We start from the raw sequence: 12,395 nt of genomic DNA, 5'->3' as shown, positions 1-12,395 counted from the left end.
CCCTTTGGCGCGAGCCGCGACGATCAAGGCCCCGACGTCGTGCTGTACCGGGCAGGTCAGGCGGTACCGGCACGTCCTGTGCGACGGCGCACGATGCGCAGTGCGCTGTGGGCGAGCGCTGCGGTGAGTGCCAGGACCAGGGCGGTCTGGGCGAGTTGGTAAGGCCAGTAGTCGCCGGGGGTGAGCGAGTTCACCAGGTAGTCGTCCTTCGGGAGCAGGTGGAAGAACTGCAGGCCGAGGACGCCGCCCGCGTGGAAGCCGTGGGTCTCGGAGAAGACCGGGTAGTCGAGCAGGGCGGCCAGCCGGGCGCGGACCAGGACCCCGACCAGCAGCCAGAGCAGGGCCGGGGCCGCCAGCAGCGCGGGAAGGGTGCGGCGCAGGGCCGTACCGACAAAGGCTCCGGCGGCGACGCCGAGCAGGACGTAGGCCAGGGTGACCGGGCCGACGATGAAGTACAGGGTGGCCTGGTACGCGCCGTGCACCAACAGGTCCTCGTGGTAGGCGTGGGCCGCGTTGAGGCGGTAGAGCACGACCAGCGGCATCGTCAGCGCGAGGGTCAGGGCCGCCTGCACCCCCCAGTGCACAGTGAACCAGCGTATCGGGGAGACGGACTGGGTGAGCGTCACGGCCACCCGGCGGGACTCCCACTCGCGCGCGGTCAGGATCGCGGTGAGCGCCGCCGCGCACAGCGCCGGGACGAAGGCCACGAACTGCCCGTCGGCGAACAGGCGGTCGGTCAGGGTGTGCGCGTTGTAGGGCACGTCGGTGAAGTGGTAGGCGTAGTTGCCGACGCGGGCGCGCGCCGACTCGGCGTCGCTCCACTCGCTGTAGCGGTGGAGCAGGGTCGCGGCGATCTCCCCGACCGGCAGGAGCAGCACCAGTGCGAGCCACCGCAGCTGCCGCGCCGCCAGCCGGGCGATCGGCAGGCGGCCCGCCGGTCGGCGGTACGCGGCGGGGCGCTTGACGAGGTTGACGGCGGTGGCGCTCATGCGGCGTGCTCCTGGTGGTGATGTGCGCGGGGGGCGAGGTGCGCGAGGACCAGTTCTTCCAGTGACGGCTCGCGGACGTCCCAGTCGGAGGGCAGTGGCCCGGAGGGGCGGATCAGCGCGCTGGTGCCGCGCCCGGCCGGGCGGCTCTCGACCACGGTGTGCGCGGCGATCCGCTCCGGGCCGCCGGGCAGGGTGACCACCGCGTGGGCGGCGGTCAGCTCGTCGATGCCGCCGCAGAGCCGGACGTGGCCGCGGTCCAGCAGCAGCAGGTGTTCGCAGGCGTCGGCCAGCTCCGAGATGATGTGCGAGGACATGACGACGGTGCAGCCGGTTGCGGCGGTGTGAGACATGAGCAGGCCCATCAGCTCCTGACGGGCCAGCACGTCCAGGTCGGCCATGGGTTCGTCGAGCAGCAGCAGGTCGGCCCGCTTGCCCAGGGCCAGAGCCAGGGCGACGCGGGTGCGCTGGCCGCCGGACAGGTCGCGGATGTGATCGTCCGGGCGGATGCGGCCCAGGTCGACGGCACGCTCGGCGAGCTCGGCGTCCCAGCTGCCGGGGTTGGTGCGCGCACCGAAGTGCAGCACCCCGCCGACGGTGCTGTAGCGGTTCAGCGGGCGGTCCTGGGCGAGGTAGGCGATGCGGGGGTTGCCGCCGTACGCGGGCTCGCCGAAGACCTCGACCGCACCGCCGGTCGGCTGTTCGATCCCTGCTGTCAGCTCCAGCAGCGTCGACTTGCCCGCGCCGTTCGCGCCGACCAGGGCGCAGACGCTGCCCGCGGGGATCTCGAAGGTGCAGTCGCCGAGCGCCTCCGGGCCGCGGCGGCGGTACCGCTTGCCGAGGCCGCGGGCGACTATCGCGGGCGTGTCACTGCTGGACATCGGTGGGGTCCTCCCCGGGGTAGAGATCGTCAAGCACGGCCGTGAACAGGGCTGCCAGGTCGTCTCGTTCGAGCCCGTCGTCGCGGGCGCGGGCGGCCGTCGCGGCCAGCTCGTCCCGCCAGGGCGAGTCGGCGACCGCGGGCGAGCCGAGGGTGCCTGTCACGAACGTCCCGTGCCTGCGCCGGGACTCGACCAGGCCCTGGGACTCCAGTTCGCGGTAGGCCTTGAGGACGGTGTTGGGGTTGAGCGCGGTCGCCTCGACGACGGCCTGCGCCGTGGGCAGCCGGTCGCCCGGCGCCAGCAGGCCCAGTCGCAGGGCCTGCTGCACCTGCTGCACGATCTGCAGGTAGCTGGCCACACCGCTGCGCCGATCGATCCGGAAGGCGAACTCCGCCACTGCGCCCGCCCCTCATTCCATCACTCAAGTAGTGGAATCATGCACGACGGTTCCTGTACGGGTCAATCCCGCGCCGGCCGCCGCCGTGTGACGGCCGGGTGTGCCGCCGTGCCGCCGCTTCGCAGGTGATCATTGGCGACTCCCTCAGGACGCGCCGGCGCTTCGGGCCCCTGAGGAGTGGCTGGACCGGCAGCTGAGGAGTGGCTGGACCGGCAGCTGCGCCGGACCCGGAACCGGGTCCGCGAACTCGAGGTCCGGGAGCGACAGGAGCAGCAGCGCCGGATGCGGGCGCGGCCGAGCTGCCGTGGAAGCTCCAGCCCCAAGGCGCCGCCAGTCGTGCGCTGCCGCACCGTGGCGGCATGGAGCTGCTCCCGGGGGACGGCCCTCGACGGCGAGGCGGTGGTCCGGAGAGACGGCCGTCCGGACTTCGGCGCAGCCCGGTCCAGGGCCGCCTCGCCCCTGACATGGGCACGGGCGCCGGCCGCCCGATACCCCGCTTCCTGCGCGGTGCGGGACGCCGATCCAGGCCGCGCCCGCCACGGACGATCGCCTACCAGAAGGCCTTCGCCTCCTCGCAGTACAGCCTCGGCTCGGCGGTCGGCATCGTGATGCTGCTGATTCTGCTGGCCGCTTCGCTCGGCTATCTGCGGCTGCTGCGACGACAGGGAGAGCAGCTGTGAACTTCTTGGGCCTGCGCAGGCCGTGGCGGTTGGCCGCCGAGGCATCGACCCTGCTCATCGCAGCCGTCGTCGCCTTCCCCCTCTACTGGATGGTGCTGTCCGCGTTCAAGCCGGCGGACGAAGTGCAGTCCGCACACCCGCGGCCCTGGACCCTCCACCCCTCGCTGGAGGCGTTCCGCCGGGTATTCGAACAGCACGATTTCGGCCGCTACTTCCTCAACAGCCTTGTCGTGGCTGTCGTCGCGGTGGTCGCCTCCGGCCTGATCGCCTTTCTCGCGGCGACGGCGGTCGCCCGGTTCCGCTTCCGGTTCCGGTTCCGTACGACGCTCCTCGTGATGTTCCTCATCGCCCAGATGGTGCCGATCGAGGCACTGACGATTCCCCTCTTCTTCATGATGCGGGACTTCGGGCAGCTCAACACGCTCGGCGCCCTGCTCCTGCCGCACATCGCCTTCTCCCTGCCCTTCGCGATCTGGATGCTGAGGGGCATCGTGAAAGCGGTACCGGAGGCCATCGAGGAGGCGGCGTACATCGACGGCGCGAGCCGCGCCCGCTTCCTGTGGCAGATCCTCTTCCCGCTGGTGACCCCGGGCCTGGCCGCGACGAGCGTCTTCTCCTTAATCGCCACGTGGAACGACTTCCTCTTCGCCAAGTCCTTCATCATCAGCGACACCTCGCAGTCGACGCTCCCGATGGCCCTCCTCGTCTTCTTCAAGCCCGAGGAGAACGACTGGGCGGGATCATGGCCGGGTCCACCGTCATGACGGTCCCCGTACTGATCTTCTTCGTACTCGTACAACGCCGCCTGGTCTCCGGCCTCGGCGGCGCAGTGAAGGACTGATCTCCATGACGCAGCAGTCATCCACCGGTCTCGTGCCCGTCCCGCGCACGGTCACCGAATCCGGCCGGCACGGCCCGTACCACGACGACGTACGGACGCGCATCGCCCCTGAACTCTCCGAACGGCTCGGACCGAGGGCTATCGGCTCACCGTCGACGAGAACGGCGTGGACATCGAGGGCGGTGGCGAAGCAGGCATCTTCTGGGGCCGGCAGACGCTGCGCCAGCTGCTCGGCCCGGACGCCTTCCGCAAGGCACGCATCCGGCCGCCGGGCCAGGCGCCGACCGTGCCGTACGTGACGGTGGAGGACGCGCCGCAAGGAGCTCGGGCTCGCGGACGAGGACGAGCTGCAGAGCTGGTTCATCCGGCACTTCGACCGCTGGCTGGCCGACCGGGGCCGTTGCCTCATCGGCTGGGACGAGATCCTCGAGGGCGGTCTGGCCGACGGGGCCGCCGTGTCGTCCTGGCGCGGATACGCGGGAGGAATCGCGGCCGCGCGGGCGGGTCACGACGTCGTCATGTGTCCCCACCAGGAGGTGTACCTCAACTACCGCGAGGCTCCGGGGGACGACGAGCCGATGCCGCTCGGCTACGTCCGCACCTTGGAGGACGTCTACCGTTTCGAGCCGGTGCCGCCCGAGCTGACCGAGACCGAGGCGGCCCACATCCTGGGGGCCCAGGCCAATGTATGGACCGGGATGATGGAGACGCAGCAACGCGTCGACTACCAGACGTTCCCCCGCCTCGTCGCTTTCGCCGAGGTGGCCTGGTCCACTCTGCCGACGCCGGACGAGCGGGACTACGAGGCGTTCACGTCGAGGATGAGCGCCCACTACCCGCGCCTCGACGCCCTCGGCGTCGACTACCGGACGGCGTCCGCCTCGGCAATCCACTGGACGGTGCGCCGCCGCTCGACTGAGGCGCCCGTCCCCGCTGTCGTTCCGCCGGGACTGCAGGGACACATCTGGTTGCGACCTGCGGCGATACGCAAGGGCCGCCGCCTGGTCGCCGCCGCGCCCTGGCCACTTCCCGTGCGGCCAGGGTGATGTGTCCCTGTAGTACCGGTCAGCCGCGCATCGCGGTGCTGTAGACGTACAGGGCGATCACGCCGGCGATACAGGCGAGGATGACCCATGAACCGAAACCGGTGTGTTTCCCACTGCCTTTGGGCCGCGCGGCCTTGCCGGGCCGCTTGGACCGCCCGGGCGCTGCCCGTCCCGGCGCGACCGGTGCCACATCGGCCGCCGCCTCGGCGAGCAGACGACGGCAGGTCGCGGCAAGCACGCCGGTACCGGCGGAGAGGGGCACCACGGCCTCCGAACGGGCAGGAGCGGTGGTGCCGCCGTCCAGGATGCGACCCGCGCGTACGAGGACCTCGTCCCGGCCGCCCGCCGGAGCGAGGCTGATCCACCGCCGTACATGCTCACCCCGGATGACCACACCGCCGGACCGCTCCCGGTACACGGTGTGTTCCCGCCACAGCACCTCCGCCAATTCCCCTGCGGTGTCTCTCAGTTGTGCGCTCACGACCCCTCCCCCTTCGCCCCGCGGCGAATCGAACAAGCATCGCACTTTAGCGGCAGGCGCAAAGTTCGACGTACTGAGAGCCCAGCAGAGGAGCGCGTTCGCCGCCGACGGCTGTTCGTGGTGCCGGTCGTGGGCGCCCGACAGTCGCCCACCGAAAGGCGGTCCTTCTCGTCTTCAGGGAAGGTGGCGCCCATACCCGAATGGGCCCCCTTCACCGCCCGAGGATGCGTGGACCAGCCGCCGACTACGTGGGAGAGGCGAAAGAGTTCCCGTCGGGAACCGGTGGGCTGTTCAACTGCGCCCCAGGAACGAGGACAGGTGCCCAATCCGGGCCGCGGTGGTCCAGCCACCACCTGTCGATGGTGTGGAACTTCTCCTCGAACCCGCGGTCCCAGCAGAGGAACCCGGTGATCGGTGCCCGAAGGCGGGTACGACGGCCACCCGCTTCGTAGATCACAACGATTCGGGCCCCTTGGAAATTTTCGACGCGGATGGCCTGGACGTTCGACCACTGGATGGTCCGGTGGCGGAGGCTGTGCACGATGGCCGTCGACTCCGTGAGAGTGACGCCGAAGTACTGCCCGAGGATCAGCAGCACGATCAGCAGGGCGGCCCACGTACCCAATGACTCGGCTATCTCAGACCCGGCGCGCTTCAAGGTCATCCAATCGATGACCGTCGTGCCCCCGACGACGACAAGGAGGGGCAGAACAGGCAGTACGCCTTGGAGACGCGTATACCGGTAACGGATGCGCTCCGGCGGCACAGCCTCGACCTGCGCATGCTCCACAGTCCCCACCCCTCACACAATGCAGCCGCCGCGGGCGCATGATCGCCAAGGCAGCATGGCGGAACGGGGGCGCGCCGTCCATCGTTTACGGCTGCTGGCCGGAGCGGGTCAGCAGGGTCACTCGCAGCCGTCGGCCGTGAGTCCCTCCTGCGGGCGAGCCACGCATGACCGTGAACCCGCACGAACAGGGGGACCCAAATCACCGAGCACGTACTTCAGGCGCTATCCGCTAGCAGCCTGATCAAACGTCGTTCTGGTCGCCATCAGGTTGCTGGCGAGAGCAGCCTGCAGGGCCGTCTGTGGGCCGTCCGAGGACGGCCCACAGACACCGATGTTGACCAAAGCCAACCACTGCTTCGCAGGTCAGGCGGCCGATGCGGCCCCAGCCACCTCGGCGAGGTACGCGTTGGTCTTCTCCGGGTCGAAGAAGAAGTTGTCGAAGTCCGCCGGGTTGTTGAACCCGTTGGCGAAGCGGTCGGCGACCGACTGGAGCTGGCCGGCGGCGCCGATCAGGTTCAGCACGTGCTCCGGCGGGACGCCGAGCATCGCGTTCGTCCACTTCACGACGTGCTGCGCGGTGTCCCAGTAACGGTCGAACGTGGACTGCATCCAGTCCGCGTCGAACGGCCGGTCACCGTGCTCGATGATCGACTGCAGATACGCGTTCGCGCACTTCGAGGCCGAGTTGGAGCCCTGACCGGTGATCGGGTCGTTGGCGACGACCACGTCCGCGACACCGAGCACCAGGCCGCCGCCGGGCAGCCGCCCGATCGGCTTGCGGACGGTCGGTGCGTAACGGCCCGCCAGGGTGCCGTTGGCGTCCGTCAGTTCGACCTTGGTGGCACGCGCGTACTCCCACGGCGTGAACCGCTCCATGAGCTCCAGCGTCTTCGCGAGGTGCTCGGAGGGGTCCTTGATGCCCTGGAAGACGTCCAGCGGTCCTCCCGGAATGCCTTCCCAGAACAGGATGTCGGCACGGCCGGACGTGGTCAGGGTCGGCATCACGAAGAGCTCGCCGACGCCGGGGACCAGGTTGCAGCGGACCGCGTCGAACTCGGGGTGCTCGGGACGCGGGCCCATGCCGTGGACGTACGCGACGGCCAGCGCGCGCTGCGGGGCGTCGAACGGGGAACGGGACGCGTCCCGGCCGAACATGGAGACCAGCTCACCCTTGCCCGCGGAGACCATCACCAGGTCGTAGGTGCGGGAGAAGTAGTCCAGGTCGGAGACGGCGGCGCCGTGGATGACGAGCTGGCCGCCGCGCTGGGCGAACGTCTCCATCCAGCCGGCCATCTTGACGCGCTGGTCGACGGACTGGGCGAAGCCGTCCAGCTTGCCGACCCAGTCGATGGGGCGCGAGGAGTCGGGGGCCGCGACCGAGACGCCGAGGCCCTCGATGCGCGGGGCCTGGGACTCCCAGAAGTTGAGCTGGAGGTCACGCTCGTGCTGCAGCGCGGTGTCGAACATGCACTGCGTCGACATGACCCGGCCGGACCGGATCTCGTCGGCGGTGCGGTTGGACATCAGGGTGACTTCGTACCCACTGGACTGCAGTCCGAGGGCGAGCTGGAGACCGGACTGGCCGGCGCCGACTATCAGTATTTTCCGCATCGCGGTTCTCCGTTACATCTGCGTGTTCGAGCGCGTGGTCTGTCTATGCGGGTGCGACGTCAAGAGCGTGGCCCACCAGGGCCAGCAGCGACTCGACGACAGTGATCCTGTTACGCGCGTCCATGATCACAACGGGTACGTGCGGGGGCACGGTCAGAGCCTCCCTGACGTCCTCCGCCTCGAAACCGGGCGTCCCCTCGAAGTGGTTGACGGCCACGATGTACGGCAGTCCGCAGCTCTCGAAGTAGTCGAGCGCGGGGAAGCAGTCGGCGAGCCGCCGGGTGTCGGCGAGCACTATCGCGCCTATCGCGCCGCGCACCAGGTCGTCCCACATGAACCAGAAGCGCTGCTGTCCGGGCGTGCCGAACAGGTACAGCACGAGGTCGTCGTCGAGCGTGAGCCGGCCGAAGTCCATCGCGACGGTCGTGGTGACCTTGTCGGGCGTCGCGGCGAGATCGTCGGTCTCCTCGCTGGCCTGGGTCATCAGCGCTTCGGTCTGCAGCGGGGTGATCTCCGAGACCGAACCGACGAGGGTCGTCTTGCCGACGCCGAACCCGCCCGCGACCACGATCTTCGTGGCGATGGGGGCTCTGGTGTGATCCAGCTGCCAGGCTTGCAACGACTCCCCGGCCTGGTCCTCCGGTCCCGGCTGACGCGGGGCGGACAGCAGCGAATCAGAGACGACGGAGTCCATTCAGCACCCTTTCGAGCAGTGCGCGGTCGGGCTGACCGGTTCCGTGACCGGTTCCGTACACGCGGATCTTTCCCTGGTCGGCCAAGTCGCTGAGCAGCACTCGGACCACGCCGAGCGGCATCTTCAACAGGGCCGAGATCTCCGCGACCGTACGCATGCGGCGGCAGATTTCGACAATGGCCCGGAGCTCCGGCATCACGCGCGTCGTGAGACTGCCGTTGGTGAGCTCGCGGCGCTCCTCGGGCGCTTCCAGCGCTGCCACGAACGTCTCGACCAGGAGGACGTGACCGAAGCGGGTGCGGCCGCCGGTGAGCGAATACGGGCGGACCCGGGCGGGCCGGCGGTCGGCTCCGCGGACGGGCAGCCTGCGGGCGGGTTCAACGGCGGGGGTCACTGGGCGCTCTCCATCGATTTGCGCAGCTCACTGCGGAGTTCGGGGGTGAGTACGTGTCCGGCACGGCCGACGAAGAGCGCCATGTGGTAGGCGACGACGCTCATGTCGCAGTCAGGGGTGGCGTGCACGCCGAGCAGGGAGCCGTCACTGATCGACATGACGAAGACGCTGCCCTCCTCCATGGCGACCATGGTCTGCTTGACGCCACCGCTGTCCATCAGCTTCGCGGCACCGATGGTGAGGGAGCCGATACCGGAGACGATGGTGGCGAGGTCGGCGCTGGAGCCCCGGGGGCCGTCCTGTCTGCCCGCTGCTTTCGCTGCGTGGTGGCCGGGATCGGAGGAGAGCAGCATCAGTCCGTCGGACGAGACGACCGTGACCGAGTGGACCCCTGGCACCTCCTCGACGAGATTGCTCAGCAACCAGTGAAGGTTCCGGGCCTCGGTACTCAGCCCGAATGTGCTGGGCGCAGTCAACTGCGTGCCTCCTCGACTGTGTCCCCCGTGTCATCGGTTCGACCGCCGGAGCGGTCTGCCAGTTCGGTGTGCGGGGTCTGCGCGGTGCGCTCGTGCGGGCCGGCTCCGAGGGCGGGGCCGGCGCCTTCGGCGATCTCCGCCTCGACATCGCGGCGTCCGTCCATCGCGCCACGGTGGAAGCCGCCGAGGCGGCGGCGCAGGGCGTCCTTGTCCAGGCTGCCCTTGCGCTCGGCGGACGGGGCGGTGGCGGGCTTCGCGATCTTGGGGGTGCGCTTGGGCAGCCCCTTGTCGGTGAGGCGGTCGGGCTGCGGCTGGTCCGGCTCCGGGCTGCGGGGGCCGGGGAGCGTCGGCTCGGCCACGGGTGCGGCAGGGACGGGAGCGGCGAAGGGCTCGGAGATCTCGTCCGCGGTGCGCTCGTGGCGGTCGGGGCCGATGGCGTACGGGTCGGACTCCGCCGGGGCCGCAGGCGGCTGCGGGACCTCCCGGAAGTCGGGGAGCCGGAACTGCATGGTCTTCTCGGCGTCGGTCTCGGCGGCGAACGGCTCGGGGGCGGGCGGCTCGGCGGCGAACGGCTCGGCGACCGGCGGCTCGGCGACCACGGGCGGCGCCGGCGCGAACAGCTCGGACGCGACCGGCTCAGCAGGTGCCTCGGCCGCGAACGGCTCGGGTGCGGGCACCTCGGTGGCGGGTGCTTCCGCCGCCGGCGGCCCCGGTGCGGCCGCCTCGGCCGCAGGCGTGTCACGGATCGTCTGCTCGGCCGCGGCGATCAGCGGGTCGTCGGACAGCGCGAGCGTCCGGCCCGGCAGCGAGTTGGAGTTGGCCTCCGCGACCGAACCCGGCAGGTTCAGCGCGGGCGCCGCCCCCGGCACCGGTACGGGCGGCGGGGTCGCGGTCGCCGGCGCCTTCGGCAGCAGCGCCTGCGGCACGACGACGACCGCCGTCACCCCGCTGCCCTTCTGCTCGCGCAGCTGGACCCGCACCCCGTGGCGCGCCGCCAGCATCGACGTCACCCGAAGCCCGAGGCCCGCGCCGTCCGCGCTCTGTTCACCCGACTCGAACGAGGAAGGGTCGGCCAGCCGGGCGTTGAGCTCGCCCATCCGGACCGGCGACATCCCGATGCCCTCGTCCTGCACGGAGAGCATCACCTCACCGGTCTCCAGCAGCCAGCCGGAGAGCTGGACATGCGAGTCGGGCGGCGAGAAGGAGGTCGCGTTCTCCAGGAGTTCGGCGACCAGGTGGCTCAGGTCGTCGGCGGCGAAGCCGGCGATCTGGGCGTGCGGCGGCAGCGACTGGATGGTGACCCGCTCGTACCGCTCGATCTCGCTGACGGCCGCGCGCAGGACGTCGACCAGCGGGATCGGTCCGGCGTGCCCGTGGCCGTGCTCGGCGCCCGCGAGGACCAGCATGTTCTCGCTGTGGCGGCGCATGACCGTGGCCATGTGGTCGAGCTTGAAGAGGGTGGAGAGCCGCTCCGGGTCCTGCTCGCGCTCCTCCAGGCTCTCGATGACACCGAGCTGGCGCTCGACGAGGCCGAGGGTCCGCAGCGAGAGGTTGACGAAGGTGTGGTGGACCGTGTTCCTCAGCCGCTCCAGCTCGGCGGTCAGGTCGGCCGTGCGGTGCTGGAGTTCGGTGCGCTGAAGGGTGAGGGCCTCGCGTCCGGCGATCAGCTCGCCGCGCTCGTGGTCCAGGTTCGCGAACCGGCCGTTGAAATCCTGCAACAGCCCGTGCATCTTGCCGTGCAGGGCGTTGAGGTTCCGTACGACCTGGGCGAACTCGTCGTTGCGGCCGGTGTAGCGGACCGGCTCGGCGGTGCCGGGCTCGGCGGCGAGGCGGGCGGCGCCGATCCGCAGGACGGCCAGCGGCTGGGTGAGCGTGCGGGCCACGGCGGTGGAGACGCCGACCGCGATCAGCAGGCAGCCGCCGAGGAGCGCGATGTGCAGTTCGAGCGCGGTGACGTCGTCGTCGCGCAGCTGCTCCAGACGCTGGATACGGGCGGTGCTGAGGGCGGACTCCACGCTGCGCATGCGGTCGACCCGGGCGGAGAGCGCCGCGGCGACCTTCTTCCGGCTGGCCCGCTGGTCGGCGTCCGACAGCTCGGGGCGGTCGGTGAGCGAACCGAGGTACTTCTCCGCGCTGGTGACCTCGGGGCCGGTGACCGTCGAGGAGAGCTTCTCGCGGGCGGCGGAGCCCGCCGCCTGGTCGAAGTCGGCGAGCGAGGCGAGCTCGCCGACCCGGGCCTGCTGGGCGGCGGCGCTCAGCTCGTCACGGTTGCGGTCGTCCTCGGTCGGACCCTCGTCCTGGGGCTGCACGGGCAGCCCGGTGAACGGGTCGATCTGCGGGACCGGGTCCTCCTCGCGGGGCACCGAGAGCGCGGCGATCAGCAGCCCACGGGTGGCGGAGGCCTGCTCGGTGGCCCGGCCGAGGGCGAGCGGCGCGCGGGTGGCGTCGGCGGCGCGCGGCGGGGTCTTCTCGGCGAGTTCGTCGGCGAGGTCCTGGAGCTTGGCGATGACCTCGGAGTACGCCTGGTGGGCCGCGAGCGCCGAGCCCTTGCCGGTCAGCGCGGTGCGGCGCACCGAGGGGATCGTGGAGAGGTCGCGGCGCAGCCCTGCGGGGGCCGTGGCGCGGATCTCGTCGATCTGCTGGTCGACGCGGCCGCTGCGGCTGCTGGGCCCCTCGCTCACCTTGCCGGACTTCTCGTCGCGGCCGCCGGCGATGTACGCGGTCACCTCGTCGCGCTCGTCCGCGAGGGCGTGCGCGAGGGCCACCGCCTGCTGGTTCAGCTCGGCGAGCGTGACCAGCCGCTGGGACTCGGTCAGTTCGGAGGATGCGCCGAGGGCCGCGGGTGCGCCCGCGGCGATGACGGTGATGCCGACGACCGCGACGCCGGCGACCAGCCGGCTGCGTACGCGTACGGCGCGCCGAGTGGGCTCACCTTCGGCCGGAGGCAGTGGTGTCGCCCCGGAACCGCTTCGCTTGCTGCCCTTGCTCCGAGGCCGCTTCTTCTGCACCGGTGCTCGCAATCTTGACTCGTCCACCCATGAAGCAGAGGTGACGCTCGGTCACATGGAACGGCACCCCGCCCCCCTGGTACGGCTTCCGACCATTCCAGTGCTTTTGA

10 protein-coding genes and 3 pseudogenes are annotated in these 12,395 nt (G+C 70.7%); 3 read left to right on the top strand and 10 right to left on the bottom strand.

All coding sequences use genetic code 11. From position 1 onward, the window contains the following. Nucleotides 1-56 precede the first annotated feature (56 nt). From LRD69_RS22525 to LRD69_RS22515, 3 genes are read right to left on the bottom strand one after another with little or no spacing between them, the layout of a single operon-like run. The gene (locus tag LRD69_RS22525; RefSeq protein WP_277328346.1) at nt 57-989 is read right to left on the bottom strand and encodes a hypothetical protein; all 933 of its coding nucleotides are present in this window, start codon (nt 987-989) and stop codon (nt 57-59) included. Next, a complete protein-coding gene (locus tag LRD69_RS22520; protein ID WP_277328345.1) occupies nt 986-1,867 on the bottom strand; it encodes an ABC transporter ATP-binding protein in 882 nt (293 codons plus the stop codon). Before LRD69_RS22520 ends, LRD69_RS22525 begins: the two co-directional genes overlap by 4 nt. After that, entirely contained in the window at nt 1,854-2,264 is a 411-nt protein-coding gene (locus LRD69_RS22515; RefSeq protein WP_277328344.1) for a GntR family transcriptional regulator, read from the bottom strand. The genes LRD69_RS22520 and LRD69_RS22515 overlap by 14 nt, the downstream gene beginning before the upstream one ends. A 548-nt stretch (nt 2,265-2,812) precedes the next feature. On the opposite strand from LRD69_RS22515, the pseudogene LRD69_RS22510 reads away from it, so the two are divergent. The 3 pseudogenes from LRD69_RS22510 to LRD69_RS22500 all read left to right on the top strand — a co-directional run. Beyond that, nucleotides 2,813-2,944 (top strand): annotated as a pseudogene (locus tag LRD69_RS22510) (sugar ABC transporter permease); the annotation flags it as partial. Then, nucleotides 2,941-3,785: pseudogene (locus LRD69_RS22505) on the top strand (carbohydrate ABC transporter permease). The pseudogenes LRD69_RS22510 and LRD69_RS22505, both read left to right, overlap by 4 nt. 317 nt (nt 3,786-4,102) lie before the next feature. After that, nucleotides 4,103-4,654, top strand: a pseudogene (locus tag LRD69_RS22500) (family 20 glycosylhydrolase); the annotation flags it as partial. A 196-nt stretch (nt 4,655-4,850) separates the two neighbouring features. Here LRD69_RS22500 and LRD69_RS22495 read toward each other — a convergent pair. The 7 genes from LRD69_RS22495 to LRD69_RS22465 form a co-directional block, all read right to left on the bottom strand. Continuing rightward, complete coding sequence (locus LRD69_RS22495; protein ID WP_277328343.1) at nt 4,851-5,312, bottom strand: hypothetical protein; 462 nt, start codon at nt 5,310-5,312, stop codon at nt 4,851-4,853. Nucleotides 5,313-5,556: 244 nt separating this feature from the next. Beyond that, nucleotides 5,557-6,102 carry a hypothetical protein gene (locus LRD69_RS22490; protein ID WP_277328342.1) on the bottom strand — a complete coding sequence of 182 codons (546 nt, stop codon included), beginning with the start codon at nt 6,100-6,102 and terminating at the stop codon, nt 5,557-5,559. A 363-nt stretch (nt 6,103-6,465) separates the two neighbouring features. Next, complete coding sequence (locus LRD69_RS22485; protein ID WP_277328341.1) at nt 6,466-7,713, bottom strand: styrene monooxygenase/indole monooxygenase family protein; 1,248 nt, start codon at nt 7,711-7,713, stop codon at nt 6,466-6,468. A 43-nt stretch (nt 7,714-7,756) separates the two neighbouring features. Further along, nucleotides 7,757-8,407 (bottom strand): ATP/GTP-binding protein, encoded by a 651-nt coding sequence (locus LRD69_RS22480; RefSeq protein ID WP_277328340.1) that lies wholly within the window; start codon nt 8,405-8,407, stop codon nt 7,757-7,759. Continuing rightward, nucleotides 8,388-8,801 carry a DUF742 domain-containing protein gene (locus LRD69_RS22475; protein WP_277328339.1) on the bottom strand — a complete coding sequence of 138 codons (414 nt, stop codon included), beginning with the start codon at nt 8,799-8,801 and terminating at the stop codon, nt 8,388-8,390. The genes LRD69_RS22480 and LRD69_RS22475 overlap by 20 nt, the downstream gene beginning before the upstream one ends. Beyond that, nucleotides 8,798-9,277, bottom strand: a complete 480-nt coding sequence (locus LRD69_RS22470; protein ID WP_277328338.1) for a roadblock/LC7 domain-containing protein — start codon at nt 9,275-9,277, stop codon at nt 8,798-8,800. Before LRD69_RS22470 ends, LRD69_RS22475 begins: the two co-directional genes overlap by 4 nt. Continuing rightward, nucleotides 9,274-12,285, bottom strand: a complete 3,012-nt coding sequence (locus LRD69_RS22465) for a nitrate- and nitrite sensing domain-containing protein (RefSeq protein WP_277329845.1) — start codon at nt 12,283-12,285, stop codon at nt 9,274-9,276. The genes LRD69_RS22470 and LRD69_RS22465 overlap by 4 nt, the downstream gene beginning before the upstream one ends. Between the last annotated feature and the right edge of the window lie 110 nt (nt 12,286-12,395).

It is taken from the genome of Streptomyces sp. JH14 (assembly GCF_029428675.1).
In the GTDB taxonomy this organism is placed as follows: Bacteria; Actinomycetota; Actinomycetes; order Streptomycetales; family Streptomycetaceae; genus Streptomyces.
The sequence above is the reverse complement of the archived record's forward strand: the minus strand, read 5'-3'. Positions and strand labels throughout refer to the sequence as shown.